The sequence below is a fragment of the Leucobacter sp. MMO-125 genome, assembly GCF_037148395.1.
In the GTDB taxonomy this organism is placed as follows: Bacteria; Actinomycetota; Actinomycetes; order Actinomycetales; family Microbacteriaceae; genus Leucobacter.
Window position 1 is genome coordinate 56,808 of sequence record NZ_JBBCTL010000004.1, and the last position, 19,038, is coordinate 75,845.

Annotated in this window: 14 protein-coding genes and 1 pseudogene; 3 read left to right on the forward strand and 12 right to left on the reverse strand. The window is 67.1% G+C overall.

Annotated features, from left to right (window positions below):
* Nucleotides 1-21: 21 nt before the first annotated feature.
* From WFI54_RS10465 to truB, 5 genes are all read right to left on the reverse strand, one after another.
* On the reverse strand, nt 22-1,419 hold the full coding sequence (locus tag WFI54_RS10465; RefSeq protein ID WP_336652739.1) for a DUF5719 family protein: 1,398 nt from the start codon (nt 1,417-1,419) through the stop codon (nt 22-24).
* The gene (locus WFI54_RS10470) at nt 1,416-4,418 is read right to left on the reverse strand and encodes a glycosyltransferase family 2 protein (RefSeq protein WP_336652740.1); all 3,003 of its coding nucleotides are present in this window, start codon (nt 4,416-4,418) and stop codon (nt 1,416-1,418) included. The genes WFI54_RS10465 and WFI54_RS10470 overlap by 4 nt, the downstream gene beginning before the upstream one ends.
* A 151-nt stretch (nt 4,419-4,569) precedes the next feature.
* Nucleotides 4,570-4,788 carry a WhiB family transcriptional regulator gene (locus WFI54_RS10475; RefSeq protein ID WP_336653090.1) on the reverse strand — a complete coding sequence of 73 codons (219 nt, stop codon included), beginning with the start codon at nt 4,786-4,788 and terminating at the stop codon, nt 4,570-4,572.
* A 252-nt stretch (nt 4,789-5,040) separates the two neighbouring features.
* On the reverse strand, nt 5,041-5,397 hold the full coding sequence (locus tag WFI54_RS10480) for a hypothetical protein (RefSeq protein WP_336652741.1): 357 nt from the start codon (nt 5,395-5,397) through the stop codon (nt 5,041-5,043).
* A complete protein-coding gene (gene truB, locus WFI54_RS10485) occupies nt 5,394-6,428 on the reverse strand; it encodes a tRNA pseudouridine(55) synthase TruB (RefSeq protein ID WP_336652742.1) in 1,035 nt (344 codons plus the stop codon). Before truB ends, WFI54_RS10480 begins: the two co-directional genes overlap by 4 nt.
* 179 nt (nt 6,429-6,607) lie before the next feature.
* Here truB and WFI54_RS10490 point away from each other — a divergent pair, with 179 nt between their 5' ends.
* A complete protein-coding gene (locus tag WFI54_RS10490) occupies nt 6,608-7,492 on the forward strand; it encodes an A/G-specific adenine glycosylase (RefSeq protein WP_336652743.1) in 885 nt (294 codons plus the stop codon).
* 52 nt (nt 7,493-7,544) lie between these two features.
* Here WFI54_RS10490 and rbfA read toward each other — a convergent pair whose 3' ends face one another.
* On the reverse strand, nt 7,545-7,982 hold the full coding sequence (gene rbfA, locus WFI54_RS10495) for a 30S ribosome-binding factor RbfA (protein WP_336652744.1): 438 nt from the start codon (nt 7,980-7,982) through the stop codon (nt 7,545-7,547).
* Nucleotides 7,983-8,063: 81 nt separating this feature from the next.
* Here rbfA and WFI54_RS10500 point away from each other — a divergent pair, with 81 nt between their 5' ends.
* Both WFI54_RS10500 and WFI54_RS10505 read left to right on the forward strand, forming a co-directional pair.
* Nucleotides 8,064-8,501, forward strand: coding sequence for a helix-turn-helix transcriptional regulator (locus tag WFI54_RS10500; protein WP_336652745.1), 438 nt, complete (start codon nt 8,064-8,066; stop codon nt 8,499-8,501).
* Between the two features lie 10 nt (nt 8,502-8,511).
* Nucleotides 8,512-8,922 carry a VOC family protein gene (locus WFI54_RS10505; protein WP_336652746.1) on the forward strand — a complete coding sequence of 137 codons (411 nt, stop codon included), beginning with the start codon at nt 8,512-8,514 and terminating at the stop codon, nt 8,920-8,922.
* Between the two features lie 151 nt (nt 8,923-9,073).
* On the opposite strand, the gene infB is transcribed toward WFI54_RS10505, so the two are convergent.
* From infB to WFI54_RS10535, 6 genes and pseudogenes are all read right to left on the reverse strand, one after another.
* Entirely contained in the window at nt 9,074-11,809 is a 2,736-nt protein-coding gene (infB, locus tag WFI54_RS10510) for a translation initiation factor IF-2 (protein WP_336652747.1), read from the reverse strand.
* 74 nt (nt 11,810-11,883) lie between these two features.
* A complete protein-coding gene (locus WFI54_RS10515) occupies nt 11,884-12,141 on the reverse strand; it encodes a YlxR family protein (RefSeq protein WP_336653091.1) in 258 nt (85 codons plus the stop codon).
* A 172-nt stretch (nt 12,142-12,313) separates the two neighbouring features.
* Nucleotides 12,314-13,309, reverse strand: a complete 996-nt coding sequence (nusA, locus tag WFI54_RS10520) for a transcription termination factor NusA (RefSeq protein ID WP_336652748.1) — start codon at nt 13,307-13,309, stop codon at nt 12,314-12,316.
* Between the two features lie 207 nt (nt 13,310-13,516).
* The gene (locus WFI54_RS10525; protein ID WP_336652749.1) at nt 13,517-15,970 is read right to left on the reverse strand and encodes an FtsK/SpoIIIE domain-containing protein; all 2,454 of its coding nucleotides are present in this window, start codon (nt 15,968-15,970) and stop codon (nt 13,517-13,519) included.
* Between the two features lie 77 nt (nt 15,971-16,047).
* A pseudogene (locus tag WFI54_RS10530) lies at nt 16,048-18,219 on the reverse strand (FHA domain-containing protein); the annotation flags it as partial.
* 35 nt (nt 18,220-18,254) lie between these two features.
* The gene (locus WFI54_RS10535) at nt 18,255-18,977 is read right to left on the reverse strand and encodes a hypothetical protein (protein ID WP_336652750.1); all 723 of its coding nucleotides are present in this window, start codon (nt 18,975-18,977) and stop codon (nt 18,255-18,257) included.
* Nucleotides 18,978-19,038: the final 61 nt, after the last annotated feature.

Here is a 19,038-nt window from a genome sequence, read left to right on the forward strand (position 1 = left end):
GTCCGCGCGGGACGCGCAAGGTCAGCGGGTGTAGACGGTAAGCGCGCCCTCTCGCGGATCGGGTGCGAGCACGGGATACCCGGCGATCAAGCCCCCACTCACGTAACGCACCCCGGCATACACGGGAACCGAGCTCGTGAGCAGGGCATCAGCGGGAGCCTGCACCACAGCAGCAGCACCGGCAGGCAACTTCTGCGTCCGGGGCGCACCGCCACCATCGGCCTGCTCGATCACCAATTTGGCTTCAACGTCACCGGGGTTGACCACGACGAGCTCGCCACCCGCAACTACGGGCACCGCTGCAGACACCTCAGCAGCAATGACCGGGGCCGGTGCGAACCACTCGTAATCGTGCCCCTCGGCAACCGTCGCGGAGCCGAGCGCCGCAGCGATCACCGGCACATCCGCGCTCACCATCACCGCCTGGGCACCCTCGGGCCAGTGCGGCACGAGCAGTTCACCGACCGACGCCCCGCTGAGCGCGATATCGCCGAGATCGGTGATGCCACCGCTCGCGTCGACGGCGCGCACCTGGGCGCGGCCCTCCTCACCGCCGGGCGCGAGCACCCGCACGGCCACAGGGAAGTCATCGCCCTCACCGGAATCGCTCGGGCCGTGGCCGTGGTCGCTTCGATTCGCAACCCCCGGAATCACGAGCGCAGTCTCCGGGTCGACCTGACGGGTCACCGACGACACCGCGAACGGTGAAATACCGGAGGTCTGGCCCACGCCGAGCGATGCCGTGACGGGTGCGCCCGTGCTGATCACACGGACGGCGACCCGCTCCCGCTCGGGGGCATAGCCATTCAGCGACACCGTCTGCATGGTGCCAGCGGCAACGAGCACACCCGCCGTCTGCACCGCATCGACAGGGCCGGACTCGTCATAGACGCTGATCTGCACAGTGGCCGGAACAGAGCCAGGATTGCCCAGGCTGAGCGTCGTCGACACCCCGAGCATTGTGGAACCGCCGAGCAGCCACTGCTCGTTCAACGGCTCAGCGCAGGCGCTCGCCGCCGCACCGCTCAGAGTCTCAGTGCTCACAGCCTGGATCTGCGCGGCGGCCAGCGGCTCATCGGCGGGCGCTTCGATCACCAGCGGCGACGATGCTCCGCCCTCCGGCCGCACCAGGCTTCCGACCTCGCTCGGTGCGCCCGAGATCGCCACAGCGGGACTCCCTGTTGGCACGGCCACCCCGGGCTGGGAAGGATCGGCGCCAAGCTCACCGAACGGACCGGCGCAAACCAGGCTGCGCACCGTGTTCTGGGTACTGTCGACGGTCACAGCGATCGGGGCGCGCTCAACCGCGGGCAGTTCGGTCTGGCTGAGCAGCAGCACCGCGGTCGCGCACACGCCAACCACGACAAGGCCCGTCGCAGCGCGCGCGCCGCCGCGAAGCACTCGGGAACGATCACTCATCGTGGGTCTCCGTTCTCGGGATGCTCGGGATACTCGGGATGCTCGGCCACAGGAAGCCCGCTCGCCGGGCCCTCCTGGCCCGCAGGAGCGGTGGCCCCAGCACCCTGATCCGCCACTGATTCGACCGGGGCCACAGCAGGCGCAGCAGCCACCGGTGCCGCAGCATCAACCGGGCTCGCCTGCACCGGCAGCCCAGACCCAGCACCGGCGCGCTTCGCCGCGCGGCGACTCGGCCGCTTGCGACGCTCGGGCCGGTAGGTGACCTCACCCGTCGGCAACGCCAGCAGCACCACAGCGATCAGCACCACAAGCTGAATGCCCCAGATCGTGCTCCCCGTCAACGAGGTGCCGCCGAGCCTGGTGCCCGCATCGCCCTGCGAGTCGGCAACGGACTCGGGATCCGCCACCCGCCACAGCAGCCCCTGCGAGGTCAGACCCGCGCTCGCAAGCGCAGCATGCTGGTCGAACACGCGCTGCAACTGCGCCCGCTCCACATCGCTGCCACTGTTCACCAGCAACACAAACCCAATACCCTCGTCTCGCAGGCTCTCGCGCATATCGGCTCCGCCCACGCTCGCGAGACCGCCCACAAGCTCGGCAAGGCGACGATCCTCCGCAGTCTCAACGGGGGCCGCAAGCGAGGAGCGGATGCGATCAAGCCGCAGACCGCTTCCCGTCACCAGCTCGGCGCGCACGCTATGACCCGCCTCCGGAGTGAGCACCAGCGTGCGCACATCGGCATCGTTCTCACCCGCAGCCTGCACCAGCGCAGGCATCTGCGCGCTCGCCGGCACGAACGGCACACGGTTCAACAGCAGGTTGCCGGCCACCGGCACCACCGCGAGCAGTGCAGCCACAAGCGCCACCGCAACAACAGGCGCCGCACCGCGCCGCAGCGCCGTCGCACCCACCGCCGCAAGACTCAGCACCGCAATCCAATACACGGCAAGCCCCGAACCCGTCCACACGGACACGCTCTGCTCACCGACGATCGCAATCTGCAACTGCCCGGCCGCAATCGCCGTCAACATACCCAGCCCGCCGAGCACAGCATTGAACACCGTGACCGCAACACGGCCCGTGAACAAGCCCAGCAGCGCGAGCAGTGCGATCGGAGCCATGAGTACCCCGACCAGCAACGTGGCAGGCGGCCCGCCCAGACCGATCCCGTCGAGAATGGCACCCCACCCCTCAAGACCGAACTCGGGAAAGCCGAGCAGCAGGTGCCAGGTGGTGCCCGCGTCAAAAGGCACGATCACGCCCGGATCGCGCAGCAGATCCAGCGGGCGACCGTTCACGAGCAGATAGACGACCTTCGGCGCGAACAGCACCGCAGGCAGCAGCGCCGTGGTGAGCACGCGCGCGGCACCCCGCAGCGTGCTGAACAGTCCCACTACGAGCAGCACTAGCGCCGCGGGAATGAGAATCGGTGCCGCAGCGAGTGCCACGGCGGCAAGCAGCGATGCCGTACCTGCCCAGCTCCACGACTCACGGCAACGGGTCGCAGCCAGCAGCAGCCACGGCAGCACGATGGCGAGCACCAGAGTGGGCAGACGCCCCGATTCGAGCGAACCGAGCAGCACCGGGCTCAGCGCAAAGCCGAGACTCAGCAGCACACGCGCTGCTCGCGACTCCGTGAGCTGCGCCCCCCAGATCCAGCCGCCCAGCGCGGTGAGCGGGATCGCCGCGATCATCAGCAGCACGAGGGCGTGCGACGGGTTCCAGAAGGTCAACGTTCCCAGCAGGGCGAGCACCCAGGTGAACGGATCAGCGGGCACGCCGCCGAGGGGGCGCGTGTTCCACCACAGCTGATCGATCGCGCTGAGCGGTGCGAGCCCCCCACCGGCAAGGCTCGTCTGCGGGAACGCCCACCAGGTAAGCGCAACCGCAGCAACCAAGGCGGCGACAAGCACCCCAAGGCCACCGCTCGAAATGAAGTGCAGCTCACGCCGCTGCCTGCCGGAGGAGGCGAGGATCGCCTCTCTGTCGATCATGCGCGCGGTGCGCACGCTCTTGGGATCCACCCGCAACTGCCTGATCGCGGGCCAGCCAGCAGTCGAATGCGCGCGGATGCGACGGCGCGACGCGATGACCGCGTGCGGCCTGAAGAACACGGTGAGCGCCGCCACGAACTCGCCGAGCATGTAGCCCGGCTGCTCGCGGATCAGCGACCACAGCACGCGCAGCACGGCGTATACGGGCAACCCAAGCCACTCGAAGAAGGCGACGGGTGCCGGAGCGTACGAGATCCGCCGTTGCAGTTGCGAGGTGCGGGCCTGCCGGTGCGCCGCACGCAGCACCGAGCGGCGACGGTCGAGGTGGGGGCCTGCCACGCCGCTCTGCGCGAAGCGCACCCGCGACGCTGGTGCGACCTCGACACGGTGCCCCGCAAGTCTGGCGCGCACGCAGAAGTCGAGCCCGTCGTCGTAGACGGGCAGCGCAGGATCGAAGCCGCCGAGCTGCTCCCAGATATCGCGCCGCACGAGCATGCCGACAGGGCCGACGCCCAACACATCCTGCAGGTGGTCGTACTGCTGCTGGTCGAGTTCCTGCCGGCGCAGCGTCCAGCGCGAGCCGTAGCGGGTGAGGCTCTGGCCCAGCTCGATGATGCGCTCCGGGTGATCCCAGTCGACGAGCTTGGGGCCGGCGACCACCACCGAGGGGGCGCGCTGCACGCTGCTGAGAATGTGTTCGAGGGCCTGCGGCTCCGGGCAGGAGTCTTCGCTGAGCAGCCAGATCCAGTCGTCGACGCCCGCAACGGCCGGAACCGTCTGCACGGCGCGTGCAACAGCCTGACCGAATGAGAGCCGTGACGACAGGCCCACCACACGCTCGGCACCGCTGTGCATGAGCTGCTCGCCGACCCGCTGCGCTCCCCCGTTGTTCACAGCCACGATCGCATCCGGTGCGACGGTCTGGCCCGCGATCCCGGCGATGGTCTGGTCGAGCCATTCGCCGCCCCGCTGGGCGACAAGAATGGCGGTTACTCTCGTACGCATATCGCGCTCAGTCTAGGCGGCGATGCCTGACGATCCCCGCCGCCATGCCAGGCAGCGGCCAAATAGCCATCGCCCCGGCCGCACGATTCGTCGAGGGCGCAGCTGGGGCGATGGTGAAGTTGAGGGTGCGGATCAGCCGCTGTGCGACGGCTCAGCCGGCCTCGCGGCGTAGCCTGCGGCGCTCACGCTCAGAGAGACCGCCCCAAATGCCGAAGCGCTCGTCATTCTGAAGCGCGTAGTCGAGGCATTCGGAGCGCACTTCGCAGCTCTCGCAGATGCGCTTGGCCTCTCGAGTCGATCCCCCCTTTTCGGGGAAGAATGCTTCAGGGTCGGTCTGCGCGCAGAGGGCGTCGACCTGCCAGGCGAGCACTTCTTCGTCACTGCGAACCCCCGGAACACCGAGGAAGACGGGGTCGACGAACCAGTTTCCCGGAACGGGGGTCTGCGACGGATCCGACACTGTCGCTCCTTTCCTCTCCTCCGGGGCACGCGATGCGCGCTGATACCTCACAATTACATCGGTGTGATTCGTTCAAGTCAAGCCGGGAAGTTTAAACCCTCAATCACTGCTTGAGGGTGGAAGACACGCCAGCGTGTCGCAAACGTGTCACCAGCGCCCGCTCTAACCCCAGATCACCAGCATGCGGTAGCTCATCACAGCCACCGCAAGATGCACCACCGCGAGCACCAGATTGGCCCAGCGAGTGCGATCCACCAGCGCCCAGAACCCGGCAGCCGGCGGCAGCAGGAACGCCACAATCAGGTACATCCAGAATTCAAGCGGATCACCCACCGCGGTATTGCCCGCGAACGGCGCAGCAATCGAAATGACAATCTGCGCGAGCAACAGCAGCGTCACCAGCAGAGTTGCACCCATCGTGAAGTCGTCAGGCCCCCGCTTCCGCAGCGCCGCGACCAAACACAGCGCTGCCCCGGCAAGCGCGACCGCAATCAGAACGACGGTGAACCAGAGGATCACGCGGCACCCCCCACATCGCTCGCACCGTTCGCAGCTGCATCCGCACCCGCGCCCGCAGCCGAATCCGGGGTCGGAAAATTCGTAACCACCCTCGTGCGCCCGCGTTTCACCTCGACAAGCCCCACAAGCCGCCCATCAGGCGCAACAGCGGCCACCAGTTTCGCATCGGGGCACACCTCCGGATCCACGTCCACCCGCTTGCCGTGCCCCAGATCGATAGCCTGCTCCGCCGTCAGCACCAGCTCGGGAAACAGCGCGGTCGCCACCGCAGCCGGCTCAGCAAGCGCGCCGATCCGACCCTCCACCAACTGCTCAATGGAGGTGACACCCTCCACCGCAAACGGGCCAACCTCAGTGCGCCGCAGCGCCGTCAAATGCCCGCCAACTCCGAGCGCAGCCCCCACATCACGGGCGAGCGCGCGAATATAGGTGCCAGACGAACACCGCACCGTCGCCTCGATATCGAGCACCGCATACTCGCCGCCGTCAGGGCCCACAGCAAGACCGGCCCGCGGCTCACCGATCTCGAAGGCGTGGATCGTCACCGGCCGCTTCTGCAACTCAACATGCTCACCGGCCCGCACCCTGTCGTAGGCGCGGCGCCCGTCGACCTTGATCGCACTCACCGCGCTCGGCGCTTGCTCGATGTCACCCGTCAGCTCGGCGACTGCTGCAACGATGCGGGCCGGATCGGCCGCGAGGCGGGCCACCTCAGCCGGATCCGCAATGCTCACGGTATCGCCCTCGCGGTCGTCGGTGACCGTCGCAGAGCCGAGGCGGATCGTCGCCGTGTAGGTCTTGTCCAGGCCCACGAGGTGGGTGAGCAACCGCGTCGCAGGGCCGGCGCCGAGCACCAGCAAACCCGTTGCCATCGGGTCGAGGGTGCCAGCATGCCCCACCTTGCGGGTGCCGAGCGCACGCCGCGCCTTGGCGACGACGTCGTGGCTGGTCCACCCCTCAGCTTTGTCGATCAGCAGGATCGCCCCCTGCGGGGGCAGCGGGCCGGGCGCGTTCTGAGCCTGATTCGTCACCCCCCAAGCCTAGCCCGGAGCGTGCGGGGTGAGCGGTCTCCGTTCACACCGCGGATCGCAGCTCAGGCCGAGGTTCTCGCCGAACACCTCAGTCTGAGCTGCGATCCACGCCCTGAGCTGCGGCGGGTGATGCATCCAGAGCCCCATGCTCGGAGTTGCGGATCGCTAGGCTATGGGCCGTGGACACCACTCCGATCGCGAGCGCACTCAACGCCTGGTACGCGCGCACCGCGCGAGAACTGCCCTGGCGCGCCGCTGCAGTGACGCCCTGGGCGATCCTCGTCTCCGAATTCATGCTGCAGCAGACCCAGGTCGACAGGGTCATCCCCCGCTGGACCGCCTGGATCGAGCGCTGGCCCACACCCTCAGCACTCGCCGCGGAGGAGCCAGGCGAAGCCGTGCGCGCCTGGGACCGCCTCGGCTACCCGCGCCGCGCACTCTGGCTGCACCGCGCCGCCATCGAAATCACCGAACAGCACGGCGATCAGGTGCCCTCAGACGTGGATCAACTGCTCGCCCTCACCGGTATCGGCCCGTACACGGCGCGAGCCGTCGCAGCCTTCGCATTCGGCGAACGGCACCCCGTCGTCGACACCAACACCAGACGCGTGCTCGCCCGCATGATGCACGGGAAAGCCGCCGCAGGCATGCCCGCGCCCAGCGACCTGAGCGACATGGAGCAGCTGCTGCCCGAACAGCCCGAAGCGGCTGCCGTCTGCAACGCCGCCGCGATGGAGCTCGGTGCCGTGGTCTGCACTGCGCGCGCACCCCGCTGCGACGCCTGCCCGGTTGCACAGTGGTGCGAATGGCGCGGCGCGGGCTATCCCGACAATGCCCCATCAAAGCGACCACGGCAGGCCAAGTTCGCAGGCAGCGACCGCCAGGTGCGCGGCCGCATCATGGCCGTGCTGCGCAACGCCGCAGCCCCCGTCTCAACAGCGCAGGCCCTCGCCGCCGCAGCCGATGGAGGCGTGCGCGACCCCGAGCAGCCTCGCCGAGCCTACGACTCCCTCATCACCGACGGGCTGATGGTCGAGTTCGACGGAACCGTGCGCCTGCCCTGAGCAGACCCGCACTGCCCGTGCCGCGCACAGCCCGCGGCTGCGTCAGCGCGGATCAGCGCTCGTCGTCGTCTTCTTCGCGAGGCTTCACATAGGGGTCGGCCTCGCCGGCGTACTGGGCGCCGGCAGCGAGTGCCGCAGCCTCTTCGTCGCGGCGCTTCGCCTCGGCCAGCAGATCATTGAGGTGCTGCGCGCTCTCGGGAAGCTCGTCGTGGATGAACTCGAGCACAGGCGTGAGCCGGGTGCCCAACTGCTTGCCCACCTCGGTGCGCAGCATGCCGGTGGCAGCCTTCAGCGCCGCCGCCGAATCGGCCTGCTCCTTCTCATCGCCGTACACCGTGTAGAACACACTCGCCTGCTGCAGATCACCCGTGACGCGCACATCGGTGATCGTCACGAAACCGAGGCGCGGATCCCGCAGCCCCTTCTCCAGCCTGCGCGCGATGATCTGCTGGATGCGCTCTGCCACCTTGCCGGCCCTCGGATTGCTCATACCACCAGCCTACCGCCAGCCCCCGACACGCAGCGCACCGGCCCTGTCGCTCCGAGCGGCCGGATCCGCGAAGATGGACCCGTGAGCAGAGCCGACGAAGACCGCCTGCACGATCTCGTGCGGCTGCGGAAGGTGCGCGACCGCATCGACCGCGACTACGCCAGCCCCCTCGACGTGACCTCGCTGGCCAGCGGCGTCGGCTTCTCGGCGGGGCATCTCAGCCGCGAATTCAAAGCCGCGTACGGCGAATCCCCCTACAGCTACCTCATGACGCGCCGCATCGAACGCGCCATGACACTGCTGCGCCGCGGCGACCTCAGCGTCACCGAGGTGTGCTTCGCCGTGGGATACGGCTCGCTCGGCACCTTCACCACCCGATTCACCGAACTCGTCGGCATGTCGCCCGGGCGCTACCGGAGGGAGGGCTGCGAACCGCTCGCCGGGCTGCCAGGCATCATCACGATGCGCGCCACGAAACCGGTCAGGAATCGAGAAGTTTCTCGCTCAGACGGTGAGTAGCGTGACGAGCATGAAGATCAACATTCACGTCACATTCCTGCCCCACACCGACCCCGAGGCCTCCCTGGCGTTCTACCGCGACGTGCTCGGATTCGACGTTCGCAATGACGTCGGATACGCAGACATGCGCTGGATCACGGTCGGCCCGCCCAACCAGCCCGATACCTCTATCGTGCTCACACCCCCCGCCATCGACCCTGGTCTCACCGACGACGAGCGCCGCGTCGTGCGCGAACTCGTCGCGAAGGGTGCCTACGCCTCAATCGTCTTCGCGACCGACGAACTGCAGCCGCTCTTCGAGAAGGTCGAGGCCTCCGGCGTCGATGTGCTCCAGGAGCCCATGGACCAGGACTGGGGCACCCGCGACTTCGCCTTCCGCGACCCCGCGGGCAACACCGTCCGCGTGCAGCAGCTCGCCTGATCCGCCCCCCCTGCATACTCTGAGCTTGCCCCCGCCTTCCCCCTAGCTCAACAGCAGCAGGGTGCAGGCCGGAGCAGCTGCAATGCAGACAGGGGCGGGGCGGATCGGCGCATTGCCGATCCGCCCCGCCCCTGTTCGCGGGAACCGCTCGCTACGCGCGCGGCTTCTCCACCATCTCAGTGGTCTCGATCTCGTCACCCGGCTGGATGTCGTTGTACTTGCCGAGGCCGATACCGGCCTCGAAGTCGGTCTTGACCTCGGTGACGTCGTCCTTGAAGCGACGCAGCGACTCGATGGCCAGGCCATCGGCGATCACCACACCCTCACGGATGACGCGTGCCTTCGCGTTGCGCGTGATCGTACCGCTGCGCACGATGACACCGGCGATGTTGCCGAACTTCGAGGAGCGGAACACCTCGCGGATCTCGGCCACACCCGACTGGACCTCTTCGTACTCAGGCTTGAGCATGCCCGTGAGCGAGTTCTCGATGTCGTCGAGCGCGTTGTAGATGACGTTGTAGAAGCGGATGTCGATACCCTCGCGCGCAGCACGCTCGCGAGCCTTGACGTCCGGCCGCACGTTGAAGCCGATGACGATCGCGTTGTCGATCGTGGCAAGATCCACGTCCGACTCGGTGATCGCGCCGACGCCGCGGTGCAGAATACGCAGCTGCACCGAATCGTCGACCTCGATCTTCATCAGCGACTCCTCGAGCGCCTCCACAGCACCCGACACGTCACCCTTGATGATGAGGTTGAGCGACTCGACCTTGCCATCCTCGAGAGCCTTCGTGAAGTCTTCAAGGCTGATGCGCTTGCGGGCCTTCGCGAGCTGGGCGTTGCGCTCGGCAGCCTCACGCTTCTCAGCGATCTGGCGGGCCGTGCGGTCCTCGGAGGTGACGATGAAGTTATCGCCGGCGCGCGGAACGCTCGACAGACCCTGCACCTGCACCGGACGCGAGGGAAGCGCCTCGAGCACGGGATCGCCGTTCTCGTCGCTCATCGCACGCACACGACCGTAGGCGGTGCCCGCCACGATTGCATCGCCGACGCGCAGCGTACCCGACTGGATGAGCACTGTCGCGACGGATCCGCGGCCCTTGTCGAGCTTCGCCTCGATCGCGACACCGCGCGCGTCCTTATCGGGGTTCGCACGCAGGTCGAGACCGGCGTCCGCGGTGAGCAGCACGGCGTCGAGCAGATCGGTGATACCGACGTTGTTCTTGGCCGAGACATCGACGAACATGACGTCGCCGCCCCACTCCTCGGAGACGAGACCGAACTCGGTGAGCTGCTGGCGCACCTTATCGGGGTTCGCACCCTCCTTGTCGATCTTGTTGACCGCGACCACGATCGACACGTTCGCCGACTGGGCGTGGTTCAGCGCCTCGATCGTCTGCGGCATGATGCCGTCATCGGCAGCGACCACAAGGATCGCGATGTCGGTGACCTGCGCACCACGGGCACGCATAGCGGTGAACGCCTCGTGACCAGGGGTGTCAATGAAGGTGAGCGCGCGATCCACGCCATCATGCACGGTGTGCACCTGGTAAGCGCCGATGTGCTGCGTGATCCCGCCGGCCTCGCCGCCGCCCACGTCTGCCTTGCGAATCGCATCGAGCAGTCGGGTCTTACCGTGATCGACGTGGCCCATAACGGTGACCACGGGAGGCCGCGGCTGCAGCACCTCGTCGCCCTCGTCTTCGAGCTCGCCCTCGATATCGATATCGAAGCCCTCGAGCAGCTCGCGGTCTTCGTCCTCAGGCGAGACGATCTGGATCTTGTAGCCCAGCTCGTCGCCGAGGATCTCGAAGGTCGCCTCGTCAAGCGACTCCGTCGCCGTCGCCATCTCACCGAGGTGGAACAGGATCGTCACCAGGTTCGATGCACTCGTATCGATCTTGTCGGCGAAGTCAGAGAGCGATGCGCCGCGACGCAGACGGATCGGCGTGTTGCCGTCGCCGCGAGGAACCTGCACGCCGCCAATCGACGGTGCCTGGCGCATCTCGAACTCTTGCCGCTTCGCCCGCTTCGACTTGCGTGCCTTGCTCTTGGAGCCGCCACGGCCGAACGCGCCGGCAGTGCCGGCACCACGACCACCGCGACCGCGACCGGCAAAGCCGCCGCCGGGACGGGGCCCACCGAAACCGGTGCCAGCGCCTGCACCGGGGCCGGTGCCACCGCCGCCGGGACGGTTGAATCCGCCGCCACCACCGGGACGACCGCCGCCGGGACGACCCGGACCACCGGGACGACCAGCACCCGCACCGGCACCCTGCGGGCGAGGAGCGGGACGGGGGATGTTGCCGGGGTTCGGGCGACCTGCGCCACCACCGCGATTCATACCCTGGTTCGGCGCGAAGGGGTTGTTGCCGGGACGCGGCGGGCGGGGAATGCCCATGCCCTGGCTCGACGCGAAGGGGTTGTTACCCGGGCGGGGGCCTGCAGGCTTCGGGCCGGGCTTAGCACCCGGCTGCGATGCGGCCGCGGGCTTCGCGCCGGGCTTCGGTGCTGCCGCCGACTTCGGGGCAGCAGCCGATTTCGGAGCCTCCGCAGCACCAGCGGCGTCATCGGCCTTGGGGCTTGCGGGCTTCTTCGGAGCCTCAGCAGCGGGAGCTGCGGGCTCTTCGACTGCCTTCGGCGCCGGCTTCGGGCCGGGCTTGGGCGCTGCGGGCTTCTTGGCAGCCGGCTTCGCCTCGGACGGCGCATCGTCTTTCTTGGTCACGCCATCCGCCTCGAGGGCAGCCTTGACCTTGCGCGCCACCGGGGGCGCGATTGCGGACGAGGGCGCCTTGACGAACTCGCCCATCTCCTTAAGCTTTGCAAGGACGACCTTGCTGTCGACACCGATCTCAGTAGCGATCTCGTGTACGCGTGGGTTTGCCACTTTTCTCCTGTCTGGGTTCACGCCAGACAGGCGAGAACCTTGGTTATCGGACGGGCCTCATTGTGAGCCGCTCATTAGTTGTCCATGAGTGTTTTCAGCCTGTTCTCTAAAGGGCCGGCGTCGGGCTTCCCCGACACCTTCAGCGCACGCGGAAAAACTCCGCGCGACACCGCTCGATTCAGACACTGCGCCGTGGGGTGCACCCAGGCTCCCCGCCCCGGAAGCACCGCACGATCATCGGCTATCAGCCGTCCATCTTGCAGCACCACTCGCAGCAGTTCATCACGCGACGCACGCTTGCGGCACGCGACACAGGTCCGAATCGGATCCATCTTACCAGCTTCCTCCACGAGGCATCCTCCCGGGCGCTCCCCCGGCGTCCGCTCGCAGCGATCCCGGGCGTTGTCTCAGGTGGCGGATCGCAGTTCAGGCGGAGGATTCTCCTGCGACTCCTCCACCTGAACTGCGATCCACGCCCTGAAGAGAGCGCCCCAGTGGGTGATCTCAGTCGTTCATAATCGAATCGGGCTGGATGTCGATCTTTGCGCCCGTCAGTTTCGCGGCGAGGCGGGCGTTCTGGCCCTCCTTGCCGATCGCGAGCGAGAGCTGGAAGTCGGGCACGAGGGCGCGCACCTGCTTCAGTGACTCGTTCAACATGAAGACGTCGGTCACCTTCGCGGGCGAGAGCGCATTCGCGACGAACGCCGGTAGCTGGGAGGAGTAGTCGACGATGTCGATCTTCTCCTCACCGAGCTCACTCATCACCGCGCGCACGCGGCTGCCCATCTCACCGATGCAGGTGCCCTTGGCGTTGATGCCGGGCTGCTTCGCGCGAACAGCGACCTTCGTGCGGTGCCCCGCCTCACGGGCGAGTGACACGATTTCGACGATGCCTTCGGCGAGCTCGGGCACCTCACGTTCGAACAGCTTGCGCACGAGACCGGGGTGGGTGCGCGACACGATCACCTGCGGGCCCTTCAGCCCCTTCGAAACGCTCGTAACGTAGACGCGGATACGCGCGCCGTGCGGGTACTTCTCGCCCGGTACCTGCTCCTCAGGGGGCAGGATCGCCTCAAGATCGCCCAGGTCGACGTGCACCATGCGTGGGTTGGGGCCCTGCTGCACGACGCCCGAAACGATCTGGCCTTCTTTGTCCTTGAACGCGCCGAGCACGGCGTCGTCGGTGAGGTCGCGCAGGCGCTGGTTGATGACCTGCTTCGCCGCGCTCGAAGCGACACGACCGAATTCGTCGGTGGTGACGTACGCCTCGCCGATGATCTCGCCCTGCTCGTCAAGCTCAGGCACGAGCACCGAGATCTGACCGGTCTTGCGGTCGAGGGTGACACGAACCTCGTCTTCTTTAGGAACCGGGATGTTCTGGTTCTCCGCGTGGCGCAGGTATGCGGACTGGATCGCCTGCTCGATGATCTCCACGAGCTCATCGAAGGGAATCTCCTTCTCACGCTCGATCTGTCGCAGTGTGACGAGTTCGATCTTCACGGCGCCTCCTTGAGTTATTGAAATGTCTATTCAGCTATCGATCCGGCATCGGATCAAACCAGCATTCTAACCCACGTGTCTCCGCAGCGGATCGGGGCCCCGGCCGGGTCACGCCCGATAGCCCTGTGGCGGCTGGGCGACCGGCTGGGGCGCCCGCCCAGATCGGGCGCAAGGGAAGCCGGGCACCCGTTGCGAGGTGGGCCCTCGTCAGGCCAGTAGAGCTTCTTGCAACGTCGCAGAATCGGCGAAGGCCACGTGTACCGGATGCGCCCGACCGTTCTCGATGACGAAACCGCGACCCGGCGGGAAGTCTGCTCGACGCACCCTACCGAGATCTTCACGGAACGGGCTCTGGGATTCGTGCTGGTCAGGCTGCAGCGACAGCCCCCACTTCGGCTGTTTGAGCGCCTGGTAGAGATCCCACACGGCACTCGCGGTGCCTGTCTCGAACTCGCAAAGCACCAGCACCCCGGCCCGGCGCGCGACTTTCACGAGGGCGACGAGCTGCGGCAGGGCCTGGGTCCCCTCAGCCTCCGCGGGCCGCTCGATCACGATCACGCCGCGGGCCCCTGACACCGCTGGAAAGGCGGGAACCTGAGCCTCCGCAGCTACCGTCGCCACGCCACCGACGCCGTCGGAACCGGCCGCACTGACGGCTCCAGCGCCCACAAGGCCGGTAGCTGCAAGCCCGACACCCATCCCACTGCCAAGCCCACTATTTAGTGCCCCGCCTCCCAGCAGCGGGCCTCGTGCCGGGACTTGTCCGCCGAGGGCCACGACCAGCTCGGCGGCGACCCGCTCGATGTCGGCTGCGCCGCTTGCAATTCGATCCCAGTGGCGGCTCCCTCCGATGCCGCGCTCATCGAAGCTGAGCAGCACCGTTTCGAGTACTTCGCCCCGCTCCGCCGCAGCTCGTTCCACGGCGGCCACGCAGCACAGCGCCGCTTGGGAGAGGCCAGCTCCACTCGGACCGGCGATCACGCCGAGACCGGAGAACGGCATCACCACCGGCTCGAAGCTGCGCACGTCGATCCCGAACACCGGCCGACCGTCGATGGTCGCCGGCAGCTCAGAGAGTGGCTGCCGCTCGGGCGCATTCACAATGCGCGGTGCGGGCTCGTCGTCCCGCTGGCTCACTTCGGCGGCGAGCGCTTCGATCGCCGCCGACTGCGCGATGAGGTCAGCACCCCCGGCAACCGCGAACTGGATCTCACGGTCGTCTCCCGAGAGAAGCGCCCGCCCTGGCGGGGCGTCCTCGAGCGCATCGGCGAGCACTCCGAGGGAACCGTAGTCGTGCGAGTTGGCGAGTCTGAGCACGAACTGACGCTGCAGGCTCGCACTCATCGACGCCGGAATCGCCGAAGCCCGATCGCTCGTGAGGATCACATGCACACCGAGAGCGCGTCCGCGCATCATAATGTCGCCAAGCAGCTGAAACGGCGAATCAGAGCCTCCCATCGATTCTGTGGCTTGCCGGAAGGCGGCGAAGCCATCGATGAGGAGGAACACTCGGTGCTCCCGGCGCTGCGGCTCAGCAGCCCGATAGGCGTCAAGCCCGCCCGCGCGCACCGCGGCATAGCGTGGGCCGCGCTCATCGATCAGTTCACTGAGGTGGCGGAGCACTCGATGCATGAGCTCGGCATCGGCGAGAGGCGCAACGGCGCCGACTGTCGGCAGCGGGCTGATGGTCTGCAGCGCGCCTCCTGCGCAGTCGATGCCGTAGATCTGCACCGGCTCGCTGCGTGCTGCAGCGCTCAGCGAGGTGACGAGAGTGATGAGAGCGCTCGTCTTTCCGGTGCCGCCAGCCCCGATGATGGACACATTGCCGGCTTCTTCGAAGTCGATACACACCGGGTCTTGGGCTTGCGCGGCAGGGTCGTCGCGCAAGCCGATGGGCGCATTCGAACCGTCAGCGATCCGCTGATCCAGAGTCGCGAGCGTGAGTAACGTCGGCAATTCGTCGAGCCACGGCCGGCGCGGCGGCACCAGCGAAAGTGAACGCGCAGCTTCGACGATGCCGTCACGCAGTCGTTCAATGTCACGAGCCTGGCGGCTGCCTCGTGTTGGCGACCGCGCTTCGGATGGGATGTTCCACGGCTCTCCCTCCACGAAACCGAGGGACCGCAGCTCGATGTCGGCAGCGCGATGCTCCGCCAAGGGCCGCCCGCCGAGATACCCGGTCTGGAAGTGGGTGATCCTGCCGGGCCCCACTTTGATCGCGCCACGACCCGGGGTCTCCGCGTCGAACAGCGCAGCATCCTTCACGCCGATCACGTCGGCGCTGTCGGTTTCATCAGCCATGCGCAACGCAACCCGCAGGTTCGTGTTGGCCCGGAGGTTGTCGGTGATGACGCCGGCCGGCCGCTGCGTCGCCATCACCAGGTGGAGGCCGAGGGATCGACCACGCTGGGCGACGTCGATGACCCCGGCGACGAACTCGGGCACGTCGCTCGCGAGCGCCGCGAACTCGTCGATCGCGATGACGAGCACCGGCGGGGCTTCCGCAGCCGAACGCCGCTCCATGGAGATGAGATCTTTAGCACCGTGCGCGGCGAGCAACTCTTCGCGGTAACGCAGCTCGGCGCGCAGGGAGGTGAGAGCCCGGCGCACGAGGTGCGGGCTGAGGTCGGTGACGAGCCCAACCGAGTGCGGCAGATCCACGCACTCAGCGAATGCGGCACCGCCCTGTAGTCCACCAGCAGAAGCGTGAGCCTATCGGGGCTCAACTTCGCGGCCATGCTCATGATCCAGCTCTGCAGGAATTCAGATTTTCCGGCACCCGTGGTGCCCCCGACGAGGGCGTGGGGGCCGTGTGTGCGCAGGTCGAGCACCGCAGGCCCCTCCGAACCCTGCCCCACAACCGCTGCGAGCGAGATCGGCTCACGATCTTGCCCCTGCTGCCACTCGGAGATCAGAGATCCACTGTCGGCCCAGGCCTGAGCGATCGGTGCTGCACCGCCGAGCAGATCGGTAGCGTGCAATTCGCGCAGGTTCACGGCCCGCGGGAGGTCAGTCTCATCGAGCACCCGCGCTGCAGTGTCTTCAACAGGTGCGAGCCGACGCGCGAGATCGTAGGCCAGCGGCGATTCAACGTGCTCATGCCGCGACAGCGGCACGATCGTAGCCGAACGCACGAAGTGCACGCGCCCCTCGCCGCGGCCGAGCTCAACGAAGGTGCGGCAGGCTGCCGGCAACGAGGCACGATTGCCCGCGACCCAGAGCACATGCACACCGTAGTCAGGGCCGGTCTCTGCGAGCTCGATGAGGCGTGCCGGATCGACAAGGCCATCTTCGAGCACCAGCACAACGATGGCGGGCAGCGTGGGCAGCTCCGAGACAGCCTCGCCCTGCGCGTCGTCGTTGCGGGTGTGGGCGGCAAGGTGCGAACGAACAGCGGTGCGTGTGCCGCGAGCCGCCATACGAGATTCGAGCACACCCTCGATGGCGGTGATCAGCCGAACCGAGCTCGTCTCTGAGTCGGCGATCTGCCAGCCTGAAATGGGGCTGGCAACTGGATCGACGTGGGGCAACCACTTCAGCCACCCCCAGGTTTCGTCATGCTCTGCGCCGGCGAAGCATGCGAACACGAGTTCATGAGGCGAGTGCAGCCCCACCAGTTGCAGCACCAGCGATGCCGCGACGCCTTCGGCCCAGTACCGCTCGCCGACAACACCAAGCGAACCGCAACGATCGAGCCGTTCGATGACCGGCACAGGCGCAACGTGCGCGAACTCGTCGGCGAGCAGACGCACCCGATCCCATTGCATGCGCGGGGCTTCGCCTCGCTCAGGCATCACCATCTCTGTGCGGCTGGGAAGTACTCCGTCGCCGAATCGAACCTCCAAGAATGCGCGGTGCTCAGGGCGCCGGGTCCAGAGCAGTTCGTCCCGCTGCTCGATCGCGACGCGCACCTCCTCGGTGGTGGGCGTCTCAGCCGCCCGCACCCTGATCTCTTGTTCCCGCAACGCAGCGAGCTCGGCCCGTTCTCCCGCCAACTCTCGTTCGAAGCGGCCAGTTTCTCGGGCGAGCTTGCGACGCCCGCCGATCCGCCCATCGAGCCACGACCCGATCATCATGATCGGCGAGAACGCAACCATCATGAGACTCATCGGCGACTGCGTGATCGCATACATCGCACCGCCCATCAGCATGGGGGCGAGCATTGCGAGCATCGGCATCCGACTGGGATCAGCGGGCGTCGGGGGTGCCGGCAGCTCACGCTTCGACGCCGGAAAATGCGGGGACACCCGTGGGCACCGGGTGTGCGTCACCCGATGAGACAGCACTGGGGAATGAGGTGAGGGAGCACCCGGAGTGATGCGCAGATCGACCGCCCCCAGTCGCAGCGTCGTCGGGGCGGTGATGGGGTACCCGAGCAGGCGCTCCTCGGCGACGAGCACCCCGTTGGCCGAGCCGAGATCTCTCACGGAGATGGCACCGGCGCGATCGATACGTACCTCCGCGTGGCGGCGCGACACGCTTTGATCAAGCAACTGCACCCTGCAGTTGTGGTCGCGTCCGATGACATTGCTGCCCGCGATCAGGCTGAAGTACACGCCTCGCTGTTCGCCGTTCAAGACTTCAACGGATGCCGCGGTCTCGATCACGCGCTGAGCCGGGCCGGAGAACCCAAACTCCGGCACTGGCTGGATCACGTGACCGGATTGCAGACCGGAAACCGCGACTGGTGTGGCGGGGTCGAGCAGCAGCGCATGAGCGCCATCGCGGCCGGTACGCAGCGTGAGCGGCGCCAATCTGCGGTTCGCGATCTCCAGGAACCGTGGATCAGCACCAAAGCCTGCGCGGATCAACGCCCGTGAGACATCGGCCACAGTCGCCGTAACGTCGCACGACAGCGTGACATCACGCTCGCCGCCGTGCGGCAGCGCCACCGACACCTTCAGTTTCACGGCTCACACCTCTCCGACTCGCGCAGCACCGATCACTATCGCTTCTGCTTCGGCGGGTTCACTACGGGATCATCCCAGGCAGGGAAAGGCACCCGCACCCCGGGGACCGTGAGTTCGTCTTCGAAAGCTTCATCGTGCGTGCGCTTGACGATTTCAGCTGTAAGCACGCTGTCACTCCCCCAGAAGGGACCGGCAGACACGCTCATCACGTACCACCCGTTCGCCTGCACGCGATACTCCAGCCTGTACCCGTCCCCCGCATCGGCGTACACCTCGTGGTGAAACTCAGCCACATCGTTGATCTGGTATTCCCAGCCCTGAGCGTCGAAGTACGCGAGCATCGAATCAAGGTCGGCCCGATCCCCCACCGCTCCCGGAAGCTCCATCGCACGATCAGCTCCTAGGTAGTAGGAATCCTCACCTCCGGCTCCTGGCAGTGCGCCTCCCGGAGCAAACAACCCGTTCGACGGAGCCATGCCCCGGGTGAGGTACTTCCATTTGTCCCCACTCACCTGCATCTGTGCCTCAGCCAAGAGATCCTGCAACCGGTGATACCGCTCACCCAGCAGAGCGAACTGCTCCCCGAGGGGCATCCGCTCCACTTCAGACCGGGTGAGCCCAGCCACATCTCGCACATCGCTCTTCAGCATCACGCCGACCTCTCCGTTCTCCTTCTCGGCGCGGACGCACCCAGACACAGCCGCCACACACAGCAGTAGCGCGGCCACCGCGAATACTCGAGCTACTCCCGATCTCATAGGACATTCCTCGACTTCCCTGTCGCAAGAACCGATGCGGCTTCTCTCACCGAGCTTGTCC

Coding starts and splice junctions, on each gene's coding strand:
- WFI54_RS10470 (WP_336652740.1), bottom strand. CDS start 4,418: ATGCGTACGAGAGTAACCGCCATTCTTGTCGCCCAGCGGGGCGGCGAA.
- WFI54_RS10505 (WP_336652746.1), top strand. CDS start 8,512: ATGAAGATCAACATTCACGTCACATTCCTGCCCCACACCGACCCCGAG.
- WFI54_RS10535 (WP_336652750.1), bottom strand. CDS start 18,977: ATGAGATCGGGAGTAGCTCGAGTATTCGCGGTGGCCGCGCTACTGCTG.
- rbfA (WP_336652744.1), bottom strand. CDS start 7,982: ATGAGCAATCCGAGGGCCGGCAAGGTGGCAGAGCGCATCCAGCAGATC.
- WFI54_RS10515 (WP_336653091.1), bottom strand. CDS start 12,141: ATGGATCCGATTCGGACCTGTGTCGCGTGCCGCAAGCGTGCGTCGCGT.
- WFI54_RS10465 (WP_336652739.1), bottom strand. CDS start 1,419: ATGAGTGATCGTTCCCGAGTGCTTCGCGGCGGCGCGCGCGCTGCGACG.